The organism is Acidihalobacter prosperus, from assembly GCF_000754095.2.
GTDB lineage: Bacteria > Pseudomonadota > Gammaproteobacteria > DSM-5130 > Acidihalobacteraceae > Acidihalobacter > Acidihalobacter prosperus.
Genome location: NZ_JQSG02000006.1, coordinates 109,327 through 125,830, shown reverse-complemented (window position 1 = coordinate 125,830; position 16,504 = coordinate 109,327). Strand labels below are relative to the sequence as shown.

The following is a 16,504-nucleotide window of genomic DNA, read 5'->3' as shown; positions in this document are numbered from 1 at the left end:
CTATCGCATGTCCACTTCAGCCGACGATTCCAGTCTGGGCGTCAATCCGGCCGTCTTCCCCGGCGGCATCGAGGCGCGCGGCATCGAGCGCGTGCTGCCGCACGAGCGCACCCACGTCAGCATTTTCGACAACTTCACCCTGTGGCTGTCCGCCAACATGGTCATTTCCACCGTGGCGCTCGGCGCGCTGGCCATCCCGGTGTTCGGCCTCGGCTTCTGGGACAGCTTCCTGGTGATCCTCGCCTTCAACATGCTCGGCGTGCTGCCGGTGGCCTATTTCTCCACCCTCGGCCCGCGCCTCGGCCTGCGCCAGATGACCATCGCGCGCTTCTCCTTCGGCTGGCACGGCGCGAAGATCATGGCGTTGTTCAACGTCGCCGCCTGCATCGGCTGGTCGGCGGTGAACGTGATCGTGGGCTCGCAGATCATCACCGCGCTGAGCCACGGTGCCGTGCCGGTGTGGGCCTCGATCCTGGCGATCGCCGCGCTCACCACCGCGGTCAGCGTGTACGGTTACCGCTACGTGCACCGTTACGAGCGCTACGCCTGGATGCCGATGGCGGCGATCTTCCTCATCGTCGCCTTCACCGCCGGCGGCCAGATGGGCATCGTGCCCACGCCGGCGTGGAACGTCGCGCACTGGGCCTCGCTGATCTCCTTCGGCGGCGCGATCTACGGCTTCGCCACCGGCTGGAGCTCCTATGCGGCGGACTACAGCGTCAACCAGCCCGAGCACACCCCGCCCGCGAAGATCTTCTGGCTGACCTTCTTCGGTGTGACCATCCCCTGCATCCTGCTGGAGACCCTCGGCCTGTCGCTGACCACGGTCGGCGCCTTCGCCAAGGCCGCGAACGAGGGCGGCGGCGCGCTGCTGGCCGCGGCGCTGCATCCGCTGGGCGGTTTCGGCGAGCTGCTGCTGCTCCTGCTCGCGCTGTCGGTCATCGCCAACAACATCCCCAACGACTACAGCCTCGGCCTGTCCATGCAGGTGCTCGGACGCGCCTTCCACAAGGTCAACCGCGCGGTCTGGACCTTCATCGGCGCGGTGGTCTACATCGCCATCGCCATCGCCGCAGCGGCGCACTTCAACGCCGCGCTGGAGAACTTCCTGCTGATGGTGGCGTACTGGCTCGGTCCGTGGTCGATCATCCTGCTGCTGGAGCACTTCATCGTGCGCCGCGGCCGCTACAACCTGGACGGCTGGAACGAGGCGCGTCACCTGCCGGTGGGCTGGGCGGCGATCGTCGCCATGGCCTCCGGCCTGTTCGGCGTGTATCTCGGCGCCGCGCAGCTGCTTTTCGTCGGCCCCGTCGCCGCGCTGTTCAACCCGCCCTACGGCATGGACGTCGGCTTCGAGCTGGGCGTGGTCTTCGCCGCCATCGTCTACGCGATCCTGCGGCCGATCGAACTGCGCGCGCACGCGCGCTGACGCCGGCCAGGGCGGCGCCCTAAAATGAGACGACGCACGCGCCGCCGCCCGCACGGACGGCGGCGGCCCGCCGGGGCGCCGGCCCCGTAGACCGACCGAGGCCTTATGACCGACATCCTGATCCGCAATGCCCGCATCACCGCCCGCGGCGCCGAGCCCTGCGACGTCGCCATCGCCGGCGGACGCATCGCCGCCATCGGCCCGCACCTGCCGGGCGGCGGCACCGAGATCGACGCGGCGGGCGGCCTGCTCAGCCCGAGCTTCGTCGAGCTGCATTGCCACCTCGACGCCACGCTCACCGCCGGCACCCCGCGCCCGAACCGCAGCGGCACGCTGTGGGAAGGCATCGCCCTGTGGGCCGAGATCAAGCCCGCGCTGACCGAGGAATCGGTCTACGCGCGGGCGCGCAAGACGCTGCTGTGGATGCTGTCGCACGGCGTCACCCACGTGCGCACCCACGTCGACGTCTGCGACCCCTCGCTGGTCGCCCTGCGCGCGCTCCTGCGTTTGCGCGAGGACCTGCGCGGCACCCTCGATCTTCAGCTCGTCGCCTTCCCGCAGGAGGGCATCTACGCCTTCGCCGACGGCGAGGCGCTGATGCGCGAGGCCATCGCGCTGGGCGTGGACTGCATCGGCGGCATCCCGCACTTCGAGATGACGCGCGAGGACGGCGTGCGCTCGGTCGAATGGGTGCTCGCGCAGGCGCGCGAACACGGCCGGCTGGTCGACATCCACTGCGACGAGACCGACGACGACCAGTCGCGCTTCGTCGAGGTCATGGCCGCGCAGACCCTGCGCCAGGGCCTGTCCGGCAAGGTCACCGCCAGCCACCTGACCGCCTCGCACGGCTACAACGGCGCCTACGCCGGCAAGCTGATCGGCTACATGGCCCGCGCCGGCCTGCACGTGGTCACCAATCCGCTGGACAACTCCGTGCTGCAGGGGCGCTTCGACGGCTATCCCACGCGCCGCGGCCACGCGCGCATCAAGGAAATGCTGCAGGCAGGGCTCAACGTCGCCTGCGGCCACGACTCCGTGATGGACCCCTGGTATCCGATGGGCGACGGCGACCCGCTCAAGGCCGCCTTCGTGCTCATGCACTACGCCCAGATCGTCGGCGCGGACGAACGCCCCTGGCTGTTCCGCATGCTCACCGACATGCCCGCCGCCGCCTTCGGCCTGAGCGATCACGCCGTCGCCATCGGCGCCCCCGCCGACCTCATCCTGTGGGACGTCCCCACGGAGGACGAGGCCCTGCGCCGTCTCCCGCCACGCCGCGCCATATTCCGTAACGGCGTACTCGTCGCCGAGCGCGAAGGTGTGGGGATGCGGGTCTTGGGCGAGGCGTTGGACGTTTCGCCGCCGGGCTGAGTGCCTTTTCACGCTTGACCATCGCTCAGCGGCGGAACTTATCAGCCACCCACAGCTCTACTTCATTAACCCGTTGTCTATCGTGGTCATTCGCTTGGCGCGTGCGGGCGATGGTGCTCGATACCGTGGAATTTCACATGTAGGGAAACAAGCTCGGCTATCGCGGTGTGACCGCGCCAGTTCCTAATTTTTTAGCGTGAGTGGGTATTGGACTGCGGATGCAGCTATTCGATCCCGGCTGCGCGCAGAGGTGTACTTGTTGTCCGCTTTAGGGTGTATTTGACGGCTTGATGTGATGTGCAAGCCTTGATAAGGCAAGCATGATTGTAGTTTAGGCACCTGCCAGGTGTGATTCAACGCACCCCTTTAGGGTGTCTACTTTAAGTTAGCCATGGAGTAGCCATGCCCATACGTTTACCTAAGGATGCACACGGATACGACTACGAAGATCAGATATGTTCTTTGTTACAAGCGCATGGATATTATTTGGAAACTCGACTCATTCTTAAAAAAGGTAGCGAAGAGGTTCTTGAATTTGACGCACTAGCCACCCCCACAAATGACTACCAAAACCGTAAGGTTGTTGAGGTCAAGAGTGGGAAATGGGGTATTTCAGATATCTTTAAGCTCTATGGACAAGTGCTATATACATCCGAGACCCACGCATGGCTAATACACAAGAAAGTAACTAATGAGACAAAAAAAGGCGCAATACAAGAAGTATGCGGGAGCGTTCCAGTATCCACGATAAATATCAATATTGATGGAGAAGAGAAATCAGAAAATATTCCCGTCGGCCTTGATATACCGGAAAAAATCGCAAAATGCATATTCCTTACGTCGTGGTGGTCTAGGTCAGCTGACCGAATAGCTCAAAGTAAATTCAGAGAATGGTGCAAAAGTCACGCGGAAATCCCCGAGGCAATTCGAAATACCCAAAATTATCTTGCCGCGTTAGATGAGTGCCTATTTAAGAAATCACCGATTTCACGAGTTGATGCTTTATATGATGCATACAAGGTGTATCCGCAGATAACTTCAAGCTTGATTAATTATGTTGCAGATACCTCGCAAGATAATGTGAAGGCTGTTCGTAGTTCCGTGTCAGATAAGTATGGTCGCGCCCACTTGCAGTACGTCATGGCACAAGAGTTTCGGGCCAGGATTGCAATCATCAAAAACGCATACGATGCACTGCTTGAGGAAGCTGACTCACAAAGCAAGAAGGGGAATGCATTTAGTTGGGGGAATCTCATAAAGGCGCTTCTTCCCGACTCATTTAAGAATGGAATGAACGCGCTCAGTAAATTTGAGTATGCGCAGCACATCCCATATTTTCTCCAAGTGTTTATCGAGGTCTTTGGTGGGTTTTACTGCCCAACCGATGAAAGAGAGCTACTGCAAATATCAGAGGCGACAGGTATTCCATCGGAAAAGATTCCAGAAGCGCTTGAGCTTCTTGATGAGTTTTTCCCCATACCCAATGGATGGGTGCATAAAGGAAATGGTGTCAATTTCGTCAAAGGCGTACCGGCATACTTAAGAGGGGCCGGATGCTTTGCACGCCAGGATCTTTATGGGGAAGATTGGAAGTCAGAATTTCCACAAATCAACTGGCAAATACCTAATTGGCACAACGCGCTCTATAAACTTCTTGAGCCAACACTAAAGGTCGATAATGAAATTGGCTAACAATCGCATTCACTCAGACTGCAAAAAGCACAGCGTCTTCGTCGCCATGCTTTTTGCGGCTGGTGATGCGCGGCGTTAGCCGCCAAAAAAAGATGCTCCAGTACTACGAACAACGCCAGCCTGAATACGAGGCGATCTATTCAAAGCCTGAGCGCCAAGGCGATCTCGCAGAGCTTGAGAAAAATTTGCTGAGGCTGGTTTCCGGCCTTCACGTGCTGGAGCTTGCTTGCGGCACGGGCTACTGGACACGCCGAATGATCAAGTCCGCCGCCTCGGTGCACGCAACGGACGCATCCCCAAAGCTCGCTCAAGTCGCCCTGGAATCATGCAGCTCGCCCAAAGTTACGGCTGGCGCACTAGACGCATACGCTTTGCCACCTTCTTCGCAGTACAACTGCCTCGTTGCTGGCTTCTTCTGGTCCCACATCGGGCGCAGCAAGATCAGTGCATTCTTGGCAGGTCTAGCGCATGCTCTTGAACCCGGAACCCGGTTTGTGTTCTTTGACAATCGCTACGTTGAAGGGAGCAGTACTCCGATATCGCGTCGGTCTGAAACGGGAGATACATTTCAACTGCGAACGCTTTCAGACGGTTCGAAGCATGAGGTTCTGAAGAATTTCCCAGAGGCGCGCGAACTCTATGAGGTGATCCGCCCGCATGCAGGAGAGGTCTTTGTTCAAGAAAGTCAGTACTTTTGGCTGGCGCATGGCGCGCTTGGCGGCTAACAAATCGTTGCAGGTGACGTTTGACCCGCCACCCGCTTTTGCTGCCGCAAAAGCGGCCATCGCCTCAAACGCACCTGAGCTCAGGCGTTATACGGACAACACACATGCCTAGCGCCACTATCAAAATCTACCTACCCCATGGCGATCCGAAGCGCCTGCGGACCGGAGAGATTTCTAATTGGTCGGGTAAAGCCGTTGCAGGCCCGCGCACAGAGCTTGACCAGCTTCTAAAGCGCGAGGAGGCCGGGAATGTTGGCGTCTACTTGCTCACCGGCGTGGATCCATTGTCCGGCGGACCGGCTGTTTACATCGGCGAAGCAGAGTCAATCCAATCGCGGCTCAAGCAGCATGTCGACAAGGACTTCTGGAACCAGGCCGTTTACTTCACGAGCAAGGACGAGAACCTTACCAAGTCCCACATCCGCTATCTGGAAGGCCGGCTCATCGAACTAGCAAAGCTTGCTGGCCGGGCGAGCCTTACGAACTCCCAGGCAACAACGTCAAAGCTTCCCGAGTCTGATCGCGCGGACATGGAAATCTTCCTCGAAAAGATCGAGCAGTTGCTTCCCGCTCTAGGAGTGGAAGTGCTGGTGCCCATTGCCGCACTGCCTGAGTCCAAAGAAGAGGCGCGCCTACTCTTCTGTGAGATCAGTGGCCTCAAGGCTAGCGGCCACCTCACACCGAACGGCATCGTGGTACTTGCTCAGTCGCAGGCGGTTTCGTCGCTCCGACCTTCCGCCAAAGACTATCCCTGGGTTATTAGCGCTCGCGAGCAGCTACTCAAGGATGGCGTTCTGGCATCTGCCGAGGGCCATTTGGTCTTCACTAAGAACCACGAATTCTCCAGCCCAAGTGCGGCAGCAGCGGTGATTCATGGAGGCACCGCAAATGGCCGAACCGCGTGGAAGGACGCCAGTGGGAAAACTCTGAAGCAACTGGAATCCGTATAACAATTCGTCCAAGCCGACGCCGCTTCGCGGCGCGGCTTAACTCAAGCGTTAGGCTCCAGAATGACCATACCTCGAATCTCATACAGAGCTTTTGTGTTTGAGGACTACGAGCAAGCGATCCAGCTTTGGTCCGGGATTGAGGGCATCGGATTGAACGAGTCTGATACGCCAGAGGCGATTCAGGCCTTTCTTGAGAGAAACCCAGGCTTCAGCGCTGTCGCTACCGCGGAAAGCGGCAAAGTCGTAGGCACAATTCTGTGCGGCCACAATGGTCGAGCGGGGTCTATCCAACACTTGGCTGTTGTCCCGGAATACCGAAGGCAGGGTATCGCCAGGCAGTTGCTTGAGTACGCGTATACGCATTTGGCGTCAGCAAAAATTCCGCGCTGCAATATCTTCGTGTACAACGACAATCAACACGGAAATCACTTCTGGCTCAACAACGGCTGGGTAGATCCCACTACCTGGCGAGTACTCCAGAAGCGCATCACACCAGAATGCGAGTCTGGAGGATGTTGAAAGCGGAAAAGGAGGCGGTATAGGTGGAGTTGATGCCTAACAACAAGTTCCACTCCGGCGTCCCAGCCGCCGCTTCGCGGCAACTGGACCGCAGGTGAACTTGGGCGTTAGGCCTCACGCCCCGGCACACCCAATGCACAAGATCGATCTATCATTTTTTGTCCCAGTTTTACGTGGCACCTTCTACCGGGCGATAGATCCTCAGTTTCGCTCCAGTGCGATATCAGGCTCCAGATCGGCGGGACGTTATTCAAGGCCAAATGAACCTACTCTTTACTTAAGCTCGTCCGTCGATGGCGTTGAAGCAGCCATGATCGCCCACAAAGATACGCGGTCGGCGGTGCTTCAGACCATCGAAATCGAGGTCGAAGCCAGTCGGATTGTCGATCTTCGGGACTTATCCGCACTGGCAACGATTGGTATTGATCCAGCTGACGCTGCTGCACCTTGGCAAGAGGAAGCTCAGTCGGGAGGCTCTCCGCGTTCATGGGCAGTTCGCGACCGGCTAATCGAAGTTGGGGCAAACGGTTTAATTGATCCTTCGCGCAAGCGCCCTGGCTTATGGCATCTGGTTCTCTTTCGCTGGAATGAGAGCAACGCTCCCGTTGTTCGCGCCATCGATCCGAAAGATTCCTGATGCGGCCTAACAATTCCGTCGAGAGTGACCGCCCACAAGCTGCGCTTGTGGGTTCCCTTCGCGGCTTCGCCGCTTCGGCGGCCCCTCACGTCAAACGTTAGCTGAAAGAATGAAGAGCCATGGAAATTGCAAATATAGAAAATGATGACTTGGTTGAATGCTCAAGACTTTATGTATCAATATTCAAAGAACCGCCTTGGAATGAAGAGTGGAGTATTGAAGATGCATTTGAAAGGTTAAGTGACTTCCTGGCATGCCCAAATACAGTTTCCTTGAAGGCAGTCCGTGACGGTGAAATTATAGGATTCCTTGCCGGTGAAATTCAAAAATGGAATGGCGCACATTTTTACTATTTAAAAGAAATGTGCGTAAGTGGAAAAGACCAAAGAAAAGGAGTGGGCAGTACTCTTATTAGGAATCTAACTATAAGCCTGAAAGGCCGGGGTGTTTCAAGAATCTACTTGATCACCCAAAGAGATAGCATTCCCTCGTCATTCTATTCGTCTCTGGGCTTTACAGAAAACAGCAGCATTATGGTTATGAGGAAGTCGGTTGAATAGAGCAGCTAACAAGGCAATTTCACTCGGACGGCAAAAAGCGTCGTTCGTTCCTCACTATGCTTTTTGCCGCCGGTGAATTGCGGCGTTAGGTGCCTGAGAGGCCCACATGTCGATTCGTCTTGCCTCATGCAGTTGCGGTCAGCTTACGGCTCAGGTCGTCGGCGAGCCTGTGCGTATCTCAATTTGCCACTGCTTGGCCTGCCAACGCCGAACCGGCAGTGCCTTTGGTGAGCAGGCCAGGTTTCTTCGCGAGAATGTATCGATTTCGGGTGCCTCAACTGAATACGTTCGCGTTGGCGATGAGGGCTCGCGAATTAGGTTCCACTTCTGCCCTCGGTGCGGATCGACCGTCTTCTATGAGTCCGATGGACTGGAAGCGTACTTGGCAATCCCTGTTGGTACCTTTGCAGATCCAAGCTTTCCCTCGCCCCGCGTGTCCGTCTACGAATCACGAATGCACCGGTGGGTTGTTCCCCCGCCGGAGGCGGAGCACATGCCATGAGTAAGCAGCCACCTAACCCCTCCGTCAAGGGGGCGTCTTGCGCTTACGCGCAAGCTGCCTGTTACGTCAAACGTTGGGCTTCTGATGACTACTGGGAGGAAATACTATCATGGCAGCTTACGTAATATCCGAAGTGAAGCTCCTCGACAAAGAGGCGGCGGCTAACTACATGAGGCATGCGGCAGCATCCATCGAGAAATACGATGGTCACTATCTTGCCCGTGGAGTTGACCCCGTAGTCGTGGAGGGTGAATCAACCGATCGCAAGATTGTCATCGTCGAATTCCCTTCTTTGGAGCGTGCCAAAGAATGGTATACATCTCCAGCCTATGCGGAGGCGTTGCAATTCCGGAATAAGGCGCTAGAGCGTAAACTCACATTCGTCGATGGCGTTGCACAATTTGCGGCGCAATAGCCCAACAAATCACTGCAGCCGACCCAAAACCGCTATGCGGTTTCGGCTGGCTGAACTCAGGCATTAGGTTGCAAACGAGGTTTGCCCATATGAAATCAGCTGTGCTCGTCATCGACGTACAACAAGGCCTCTGTGAGGGTGAGGGTGCGGCCTTCGATTGCGCGGCAACCATACACCGAATCAACGAAGTGACACGAAAGGCTCGCCTCGCAGCTGCGCCGGTGATCTTCGTGCAGCACGAATCTGAGTCGGGCTATCTGGAACACGGCACATCTGCATGGCAACTGGCCAACGGACTGGACGTGCAGCCGAGTGACCTTAAAGTACGCAAGAAAACGCCTGATGCGTTTCTTCGAACGAACCTTGAAGAGCTACTTCGCGAAGACGGTGTTCAGCGATTGGTTGTCTGCGGCATGCACTCCGAGTTCTGCATTGATACAACTACCCGGCGTGCGCTTGCTTTGGGTTTTCCTGTCGTATTGGTTTCGGACGGCCACACGTCTGCGGGCAATGCAGCTATTTCGCCGCAGCAGGTCATCGCACACGAGAACGCAACCTTGACCAATATCTCGAGCTTCGGTCCTCGCGCCATTGCCGTCCCGAGTGCAGAGGTCGAATTTGCAGCCTAATCGGGCCATCGACACGGACTCGCAGCAATGCCACTTCGCGCCGTTGCTGCTCGCCGGTTATGGCAAGCGTTAGGCATCAGCAAATGCCAACCGTCGAAGAGTTGCTCGCCCTTGATCTGCTCACGTTGCGAGAGCTCACGGAGCTTGCCGGGGATCGAGTTGATCCCGAACAGCATGCGGCCAATCTCCGGGAGTCGCTTCGCTTCGCTTCGCTTCGCTTCTCGCGCACGTGCGCGGTGCGCCGTAACGATCTGCTGGTGGCTTATGCCATGCTCAATCAGGTCTCGGGCTCGTCCTGGTTCGTGCGCGGCTTCAATACCCATCCTGAGCATCGCAGTGCGCCCGTTCTGCGCGAGCTGCTTGAGCAAGTGAGTGAGCTTGCGCGTCGGGAAAGCATTACTGAGCTGCGCAGTCACGTGTACAAGACCAACCGCCTGTCCATGGCGTTCCATCGTCGGCTTGGGTTCCGCGTCACCAAAGAAAATGCAAAGGGCGTTGAGTTTTTCGCTATGGTCGAAGATCTGGCGTCTAACCCCGCCATCGAGCGGATGTCTTACCGCCGGCTGCGCCGTCGGCAAGCTGCCGCTCATGTCGAACGTTTGGCCGCAGGATGCGCGTTAGGTTGCTTTCAGCCGTTGATGCGGTGCCCTATCGGGAACTGATGCTCGGGAAACAACGGGGCCAGGTCTTGTCTTTTGCCTAAGTGGATTACCTTGCATGGCGTGGGTTTGGTTCTAAACGGAAAAAACGGAGACGCGCTTCAGTGAAGGCATATCTTGTACTCGATCTCGCTATCCACGACCTTGAGCCATTTCGGGAGTACATGGCGCGCATACCCGAGTTCATTCAAAAGCACGGTGGTCACTATATCGTTCAGGGCGTGCAGCCTGTCGTGGTTGAGGGTGACTGGGAGCCTGAGCGTATGGTGATTCTTGAGTTCCCATCAAGACACCACGCGGAAAGTTTTCTGCAAGATCCCGAAGCGCAAGCGCTCTTCAAGATTCGCCATCGGACGACCACTAGCAAGCTGGTGCTCGTCGAGGGGAATACGTGAGTCGATATGCTGGAAAACCGTGTAGGAGCCGCATTCCGGACAAAGCCGAATCAACGCGTATGTATCCGGTTCTTACTTTCATGATGCGTGGACGGTTTCAGCGCCAAGCCCTCAGCTTCCCGCATTGGAGCCGCTCCTGACAGACGCTTCCCATGCGCCTGCCTGGGTGAGCAAGTTCTCGATCTTTTCCTGATCTTCTTCGGTTGGCTGAAATACCACGAGTTTATGGTCGCTGTTGGAGGCGACTTGAAGGACGATGTGCCTTAATTGTATTTCGCCGAGGTCGCAATGGCGCAGAATCTTGGTGCCATCGGTAAGCGGGGCGACTTCATGTCTTGGCCACCAGTCCTTGAAGGATGGGCTGTCGGCCATCAGTTGTTCAGCCATTAATTGAAATGCCGGGTCTTCGGGGTGGCGCATGGCGGCCGCCCTGAATCGAGCAGTCAGTGCGATCGCTTCTTGCTCCCACTCCACTAATATGTTTCGTGCTGCGGGTGCGGTGAGGACCCAGCGCAGCATATTGCGTTCAGGCGGGGCCAGTTGGTGCCAGTCCGTCCATAAGAGGCGCGCTGCGCGATTGGCCGCCAGTACATCCCAGTATCGCCCGGTGACATAGGCGGGCTTGGGATCGAGGTGCATGACGATCTCGGATAGGGTCGGATCCAGAGGCGCATCATACGCCGACTCTGCTTCCTCGGTCATATCCAACGCGAGGGCGTGCAGTAAAGCGCGCTCGGTTGGGTCGAATTGCAAGGCATCCGCCAAGGCATCCACGACGCGCCTCGAGGGGCGTGCCGCGCGGCCCTGTTCCAGAAAGACGTAGTACGTCGTGGATATGCCCGCGAGCATGGCGACTTCTTCGCGTCTCAGGCCCTGGGTACGACGGCGGCTGCCCATCGGCAGACCTACATCGGCAGGTTGCAGTCTAAGCCTGCGTGTACGCAGCAGCTCGCTCAGCCCGCGACTTCTGGCTTCGTGAGGGGATGAATGAGTGCTCATCCTGGTAGTCCGGTTACTACGAAAGGGCGAGTATGGATGCCATTTGCCAGTGAATATAGCCTCGCATACGCCATGTGTATCACCACTCAGTTACCAGAGGTAGAGGCTATGGACACGCGTATGTTGGGTTCTCAAGAGTTTACCGTTTCGTCTGTCGGGTTGGGGTGTATGGGCATGTCCCAGGGATATGGTCCGACGGACGATGCCTTGTCGCTTTCGACTTTGCGCAAATCGCTGGCGCTGGGCGTGACGTTCTGGGATACAGCCCAAAGCTATGGGGCCGGTCACAATGAGCGGTTGCTGGGCCGGGCGTTGGCGGGATGTCGCGATGAAGTGCAGCTTGCAACCAAGTTCGGGATCGTGCGGGACGATGCAGGGGTTCATCTGGACGGGAGACCCGCAGGCGTCAAGGCATACTGTGAGGCGTCTTTGCGCAGGCTCGGTACGGATTACATCGATCTGTACTATCTGCATCGAATCGATCCCGGTGTCCCTGTTGAAGAAACCATTGGCGCGATGGTCGATCTGATCTCGGAGGGCAAGATCAGGCATATCGGCCTTTCGGAGTGCGATGCGGCGCAACTGGAGCGAGCGGTTGCGGTGCATCCGATCGCGGCATTGCAGCTCGAATGGTCGTTATGGTGGCGCGAGCCGGAAGACGACGTGATCCCCGCCGCGCGGCGTCTGGGTGTCGGGGTGGTTCCGTATTCGCCGCTGGGGCGTGGTTTTCTGGCCGGGAGCCCTCTCCCGACGAGCTTCGGGCCGGGTGATTTCAGGAGCGGCGATGCGCGTTTCGTGGGGCCTGCGATGGATAGAAATCAGGATGCCTTCGGAAAATTTCAGGTTTTGTCAGAACGGTTGGGCGTGTCTCCGGCGCAGCTGGCATTGGCCTGGCTGATGCACCAGGGCGCCGACGTCGTCCCCATACCCGGTACGCGGCATGCGGATAGGGTCGCCGAGAATGCCGCCGCCGGGGACATTCAGCTCACGGCTGGTGATCTTGAGGCTATCGAGTCGACCGTGGGGCGCGCGGAGTGGGCGGGCGACCGGCGTTCATTCGCTGCCTTCCATACGCAACGCACGCCTCTTTAGACAGGGGGCTGTGCGGCGCACAAGCCGATTGGCCTGACGGCGGGCGGGTGGCCCGTGGAACTCGGAATTGTACGTGTGGTCGAAATGGGTTGCTGCCTCGAACGGCCGGACTCGCCTGGGCGCGGGTCGCGGTCTGAACCCATTGGAGAAAGACGATACACGCGCATGGTCTGAACGAACAGGAGCGGCTTGGCGATCGGGCGGCGCCGCGCGCTTATCCGAATGTCGAATACGACGAAGGGCTGACGGCGTCGCAATCCATCCTGCGGCGATTGGATGTCGATACGCTGAGATCCGAGCTCTGGCTGCCGCTTGCGTGGGACGAAGACGGCGCGGAGGTGGTGGTCTGCGATCCTGAGGATGCGGCGCTGCTGCGGCATATTCAGGAGACGCTGGATGTCGACGAGCTGCTGCTGCGTGTCGCCTCGCGTGCCGATCTGGTCCGGCTGATCGAGAACAGCGCCGATCTTAATGTGGATTTTCCCGTCACGGCGGGACGCACGCCGCTGGCCAAGGTGCGCACCTATCTGGCCGGGCTGCGCACCCGTTACGCCGACCAGCGGACGCAGTTCGCGCGCAGCCGGACGGGGCTCGCGCTGGCACGCACGGGGCTGGCCTTCGTTGGTATCGCGGTGGCGTTCCTGCGCTTGTTCGGAGGCGGAGAGCTGCTGTTTTTCGAGATTCCGCTGTTGATTCTGGGCGTGCTGGCCGTCGTCGACGGTCTCGTGTGGTATCTGCCGGCGCGGCGGGAGACGCGGCAGATCAAACCTTACCCGCCATACGAGGTGCCCGAGGCGTATACGGCACTTGAGGTGTCGGACCCCGGCGGCGCCATGACGTTCGCCCGGAGCGCGGTCGTCGACAGCGCAGGCGCGCTGCGCGAGGACTGGGATGCGCTTTCGCCCGTGGAGCGGCGGCGATTCCTGGCCAACGATCGCACCAATCTGGCCGAGGAGCGGACGGTGCTGGCCTATCTGCGCACCATGATGGCCAAGGCGCGGACCGGACTTGCCTTCGCGCGCACCGGCGTCGCCTTCGCCGGCATCGGCATCGGCTTTCTGCGCAAGTTTCACCCGGGTCCCTGGTCGGTCTTCGACTGGACACTGGTCGTCATCGGCACGGCGATGCTGGCCGAGGGGTTCCTCTGGTACCGGCCGGGCCGGCATGCCGCCAATGCGGCGCTGGATACGGTCGGCAAGGTCAGCGGCCGGCGCGGGCTGTGGGACACCGTTTTCCCGTCACGCTGTCTCTATGCGGCAGGACATGATCCGGTGGCCGAGGCCAGCGCGCTGGAGGCGCGGCCCGGCGTGTGGGCCACCACGGGGCTGGCGCTGGAGCGCACCACGCTCGCCGACCAGCGCAATGCGATGTCGCATCTGCGGACCGTGCTGGCGCGTTCGCGCACGGGGATGGCCTTTATCCGCACCGGATTCAGCGTGATGTCGGTGGGCGCGGGCCTGTTCCTCTATTTCGGCTATCTCGGGCGTACCGACGCGCTGTGGTCGAGCCTGTACATCGCATTGATCGCGATCGGCCTGTACCTGATCGGCGACGGCCTGCATTGGTATCTGCCCGCCGAGCGTCTCAAGCGGCGCTCGGCGTTCTGTAATGGCGGATTCGTGATCGCCGACGCTGACTACAGCATTCCGAAAAGCGCCTGGAAGCGAGAGCAGTATCGCCATGACGACTGACGCGAATCCATACGTGGGGCTGGTGGAGGACGGCCTTCTCGACCAGGCGCAACTGGCCGAGGCGCAGCAGAGCGCGGCCGCGCGGGGACTCGATACGGAGCGGGTGCTGTTGCACGATTGCGGCGTCTCGCGCTGCGCGTTGCTGACGGCCCTGTCGCGCCACTACGGCTGCCGTTTCTTCCAGTACGACGAGCGTCTGCCGGTGCCCTCGGAACTGTACGCCGGACTGGACGCGAAGGTGCTGCGTGCCGGGCGCTGGTTTCCGGTCATGCAGCGGGGCGAGACGGTCGTGATCGCCGCCGCCGATCCGTCCAGCGAGACGATGCGCGAGCAGGTCAGGCAGCTCGTGCCCGCGTCGGACTACGAATTTCGCGTCGCGCTCAACGCCGATGTGCGCTGGTATATCCAGGATTACCTGCATGCCGAAGCGCACCTGCTCATCGGCATCGAGCGCACTGGCCTTGCCTATTGGCGCAACACCATGGCCCTGTGGCGCACCAAGCTCGCCTGCCACCGGACCGGGCAGGCGCGGGCGCGCACGTCGATGAAGCTGCTGCGCTGGGGCCTGGCGCTGGTGGCGCTGTCGAACGCCCTGACGCGCGTCAATGGCGACGTGCTGGCGCCGCATCATGTGGCCATCCTCGCGGCCGGCATCGTGCTGGCCGCGGTCGGCCTCGTCGATTATCTCAAGGTGCGCCGCTCGGGCATGGACCTATCATGCCGGTATGCCCTGGAGGAGATCACGGCGGAAAACATCCGCTTCACGCGGCGCTACCACCTCGAAGAGGCGCCGCCCAGGCTCGATGACGACACGCCGCTGGCGCGGCTGGCCGCCTCGATCACGCACTACTGCTCCATCCTGCGTCCGGTTCCGGCCAGCAAGGAACGCACCCATCTGGCGCGCGAGCGCAACATGCTCGCCGCGCAGCGCACCATCGCCGCCAGTCACCGGACCGCATATGCGCGGGCGCGCACCGGGTTGTCGCTGATCCGCACCGGCGTCTCCTTCATCGGCCTCGGCATTGCCATGGACAAGATGCTGGGCGCGGGACCTTACAGCCTCACGGACTACATCCTCGCCGGGGCCGGCATCCTGATGCTGATCGACGGCATGCTCTGGTATCTGCCGGTCCGTCGGCTGAAATACGGCATCGGCCGCGAAATCCGCGAACGCTAACGGTTTCGCGTCCGGCTCCGTCTCGCGGGAGGCAAGATGACACAGACCGTTTCGCCAATGCTCGTCATTCACGGCGGTGCGGGCACGATCCGGCGCGAGAACATGACTCCGGAGCGCGAGGCTGCGTGCCATGCGGGCATGCGGCGCGCGTTGTCCGCGGGGTATGCGGTCCTGTCACGTCAGGGCAGCGCGCTCGATGCCGTGACCGAGGCGGTCAAGGCGCTTGAGGACGATCCGTTGTTCAACGCCGGTCGCGGTGCGGTCTTCAATATCGACGGCCATCAGGAAATGGATGCCGCGGTCATGGACGGACGTGACCGGCGTGCCGGTGCCGTGGCCAACATTTGCGGTCCGCGGCATCCGGTGCTTGCCGCGCGGGCGGTGATGGAGCGTTCGGAACATGTGCTGCTCGCGGGCGACGGGGCCCTTCGGTTCTGTCGGGATGCAGGACTCGAGTTCTGCGAGCCGGCCTGGTTCGCGACCGAGCGCCGGCTGCAGGCGCTGGAAGAAGAGCGGCGCCGGCGAAGCGCCGGCGCGCCGGACGAACGCGACGAGGAGGCTCGCCACGGCACGGTCGGCGCGGTCGCCTGCGATCATCAGGGTCATCTTGCGGCAGCCACTTCGACCGGCGGAATGACCGGCAAGGCTTCGGGGCGCATCGGCGATACGCCGATGATCGGGGCCGGCACCTGGGCCGACGACGCGACTTGCGCGGTTTCCGCCACCGGGCACGGCGAGCTCTTCATGCGCTACGTCGCCGGTCACGAGATCGATGCGCGCATGCGCTGGGCCGGGCACACGCTGGAAACTGCGGCCAACGACGTGGTCGAACGGTTATTGGCGCCCGTTGGCGGATCGGGCGGCCTGATCGCGGTCGACCGTGCCGGCAACATGGCGCTCCCATTCAATAGCGAGGGCATGTACAGAGGTTACGTGGGAGCCGACGGCCGACTGCATACCGCCATCTACCGCGAGGCCTTCCATGTGGCGCCACAGGCGTGAGTAGGCGGTAAATGTGCGCCTCGCAGCTTGTTGCATCATTGCCATCTGCGGCCTGCACAT

18 protein-coding genes are annotated in these 16,504 nt (G+C 60.0%); 17 read left to right on the top strand and 1 reads right to left on the bottom strand.

The genetic code is table 11. The features are described 5' to 3' along the window. The first annotated feature begins 7 nt into the window (after positions 1-7). The 13 genes from THPRO_RS11265 (at position 8) to THPRO_RS11225 (ending at position 10,483) form a co-directional block, all read left to right on the top strand. Positions 8-1,429: a cytosine permease gene (locus tag THPRO_RS11265; protein ID WP_038091731.1), complete on the top strand. Its 1,422-nt coding sequence runs from the start codon at positions 8-10 to the stop codon at positions 1,427-1,429. A 105-nt stretch (positions 1,430-1,534) separates the two neighbouring features. Further along, on the top strand, positions 1,535-2,800 hold the full coding sequence (locus tag THPRO_RS11260; RefSeq protein WP_065089655.1) for a cytosine deaminase: 1,266 nt from the start codon (positions 1,535-1,537) through the stop codon (positions 2,798-2,800). Positions 2,801-3,202: 402 nt separating this feature from the next. Then, a complete protein-coding gene (locus THPRO_RS16800) occupies positions 3,203-4,492 on the top strand; it encodes a hypothetical protein (protein WP_145930846.1) in 1,290 nt (429 codons plus the stop codon). Between the two features lie 92 nt (positions 4,493-4,584). Beyond that, positions 4,585-5,217: a class I SAM-dependent DNA methyltransferase gene (locus tag THPRO_RS11255; RefSeq protein WP_038091729.1), complete on the top strand. Its 633-nt coding sequence runs from the start codon at positions 4,585-4,587 to the stop codon at positions 5,215-5,217. A 104-nt stretch (positions 5,218-5,321) separates the two neighbouring features. Continuing rightward, positions 5,322-6,167, top strand: coding sequence for a GIY-YIG nuclease family protein (locus THPRO_RS11250; protein WP_038091727.1), 846 nt, complete (start codon positions 5,322-5,324; stop codon positions 6,165-6,167). Between the two features lie 93 nt (positions 6,168-6,260). Further along, positions 6,261-6,686, top strand: a complete 426-nt coding sequence (locus tag THPRO_RS11245; protein ID WP_161489981.1) for a GNAT family N-acetyltransferase — start codon at positions 6,261-6,263, stop codon at positions 6,684-6,686. 133 nt (positions 6,687-6,819) lie between these two features. Then, positions 6,820-7,323 carry an RES family NAD+ phosphorylase gene (locus THPRO_RS16380; RefSeq protein WP_145930845.1) on the top strand — a complete coding sequence of 168 codons (504 nt, stop codon included), beginning with the start codon at positions 6,820-6,822 and terminating at the stop codon, positions 7,321-7,323. Between the two features lie 119 nt (positions 7,324-7,442). Next, positions 7,443-7,883, top strand: a complete 441-nt coding sequence (locus THPRO_RS16375; protein ID WP_082954617.1) for a GNAT family N-acetyltransferase — start codon at positions 7,443-7,445, stop codon at positions 7,881-7,883. 106 nt (positions 7,884-7,989) lie between these two features. Beyond that, positions 7,990-8,385, top strand: coding sequence for a GFA family protein (locus THPRO_RS17515; RefSeq protein WP_082954616.1), 396 nt, complete (start codon positions 7,990-7,992; stop codon positions 8,383-8,385). Between the two features lie 109 nt (positions 8,386-8,494). Next, on the top strand, positions 8,495-8,800 hold the full coding sequence (locus THPRO_RS11240; protein WP_038091725.1) for a DUF1330 domain-containing protein: 306 nt from the start codon (positions 8,495-8,497) through the stop codon (positions 8,798-8,800). Between the two features lie 89 nt (positions 8,801-8,889). Next, positions 8,890-9,429, top strand: a complete 540-nt coding sequence (locus THPRO_RS11235) for a cysteine hydrolase family protein (protein ID WP_038091723.1) — start codon at positions 8,890-8,892, stop codon at positions 9,427-9,429. Positions 9,430-9,512: 83 nt separating this feature from the next. Then, a complete protein-coding gene (locus tag THPRO_RS11230; RefSeq protein ID WP_201786983.1) occupies positions 9,513-10,091 on the top strand; it encodes a GNAT family N-acetyltransferase in 579 nt (192 codons plus the stop codon). Between the two features lie 101 nt (positions 10,092-10,192). Continuing rightward, entirely contained in the window at positions 10,193-10,483 is a 291-nt protein-coding gene (locus THPRO_RS11225; protein WP_038091719.1) for a DUF1330 domain-containing protein, read from the top strand. 111 nt (positions 10,484-10,594) lie between these two features. Here THPRO_RS11225 and THPRO_RS11220 read toward each other — a convergent pair whose 3' ends face one another. Then, positions 10,595-11,482 carry a helix-turn-helix transcriptional regulator gene (locus THPRO_RS11220; protein ID WP_065089653.1) on the bottom strand — a complete coding sequence of 296 codons (888 nt, stop codon included), beginning with the start codon at positions 11,480-11,482 and terminating at the stop codon, positions 10,595-10,597. Here THPRO_RS11220 and THPRO_RS11215 point away from each other — a divergent pair. From THPRO_RS11215 to THPRO_RS11200, 4 genes are all read left to right on the top strand, one after another. After that, on the top strand, positions 11,471-12,574 hold the full coding sequence (locus tag THPRO_RS11215) for an aldo/keto reductase (protein ID WP_330219993.1): 1,104 nt from the start codon (positions 11,471-11,473) through the stop codon (positions 12,572-12,574). The two genes, THPRO_RS11220 and THPRO_RS11215, sit on opposite strands and share 12 nt — an antisense overlap. Before the next feature lie 155 nt (positions 12,575-12,729). Continuing rightward, a complete protein-coding gene (locus THPRO_RS11210) occupies positions 12,730-14,265 on the top strand; it encodes a DUF202 domain-containing protein (protein WP_330219995.1) in 1,536 nt (511 codons plus the stop codon). Further along, entirely contained in the window at positions 14,255-15,442 is a 1,188-nt protein-coding gene (locus THPRO_RS11205) for a GspE/PulE/PilB domain-containing protein (RefSeq protein WP_038091714.1), read from the top strand. Before THPRO_RS11210 ends, THPRO_RS11205 begins: the two co-directional genes overlap by 11 nt. Positions 15,443-15,478: 36 nt before the next feature. Beyond that, complete coding sequence (locus THPRO_RS11200; RefSeq protein WP_038091712.1) at positions 15,479-16,444, top strand: isoaspartyl peptidase/L-asparaginase family protein; 966 nt, start codon at positions 15,479-15,481, stop codon at positions 16,442-16,444. Positions 16,445-16,504 lie beyond the last annotated feature (60 nt).

Excerpts from the sequence above, each read along its gene's own strand:
- THPRO_RS11265 (WP_038091731.1), top strand. The coding sequence starts at position 8 with ATGTCCACTTCAGCCGACGATTCCAGTCTGGGCGTCAATCCGGCCGTC.
- THPRO_RS11260 (WP_065089655.1), top strand. The coding sequence starts at position 1,535 with ATGACCGACATCCTGATCCGCAATGCCCGCATCACCGCCCGCGGCGCC.
- THPRO_RS16800 (WP_145930846.1), top strand. The coding sequence starts at position 3,203 with ATGCCCATACGTTTACCTAAGGATGCACACGGATACGACTACGAAGAT.
- THPRO_RS11255 (WP_038091729.1), top strand. The coding sequence starts at position 4,585 with ATGCTCCAGTACTACGAACAACGCCAGCCTGAATACGAGGCGATCTAT.
- THPRO_RS11250 (WP_038091727.1), top strand. The coding sequence starts at position 5,322 with ATGCCTAGCGCCACTATCAAAATCTACCTACCCCATGGCGATCCGAAG.
- THPRO_RS16380 (WP_145930845.1), top strand. The coding sequence starts at position 6,820 with ATGCACAAGATCGATCTATCATTTTTTGTCCCAGTTTTACGTGGCACC.
- THPRO_RS16375 (WP_082954617.1), top strand. The coding sequence starts at position 7,443 with ATGGAAATTGCAAATATAGAAAATGATGACTTGGTTGAATGCTCAAGA.
- THPRO_RS17515 (WP_082954616.1), top strand. The coding sequence starts at position 7,990 with ATGTCGATTCGTCTTGCCTCATGCAGTTGCGGTCAGCTTACGGCTCAG.
- THPRO_RS11240 (WP_038091725.1), top strand. The coding sequence starts at position 8,495 with ATGGCAGCTTACGTAATATCCGAAGTGAAGCTCCTCGACAAAGAGGCG.
- THPRO_RS11235 (WP_038091723.1), top strand. The coding sequence starts at position 8,890 with ATGAAATCAGCTGTGCTCGTCATCGACGTACAACAAGGCCTCTGTGAG.
- THPRO_RS11230 (WP_201786983.1), top strand. The coding sequence starts at position 9,513 with ATGCCAACCGTCGAAGAGTTGCTCGCCCTTGATCTGCTCACGTTGCGA.
- THPRO_RS11215 (WP_330219993.1), top strand. The coding sequence starts at position 11,471 with ATGAGTGCTCATCCTGGTAGTCCGGTTACTACGAAAGGGCGAGTATGG.
- THPRO_RS11220 (WP_065089653.1), bottom strand. The coding sequence starts at position 11,482 with ATGAGCACTCATTCATCCCCTCACGAAGCCAGAAGTCGCGGGCTGAGC.
- THPRO_RS11205 (WP_038091714.1), top strand. The coding sequence starts at position 14,255 with ATGACGACTGACGCGAATCCATACGTGGGGCTGGTGGAGGACGGCCTT.
- THPRO_RS11200 (WP_038091712.1), top strand. The coding sequence starts at position 15,479 with ATGACACAGACCGTTTCGCCAATGCTCGTCATTCACGGCGGTGCGGGC.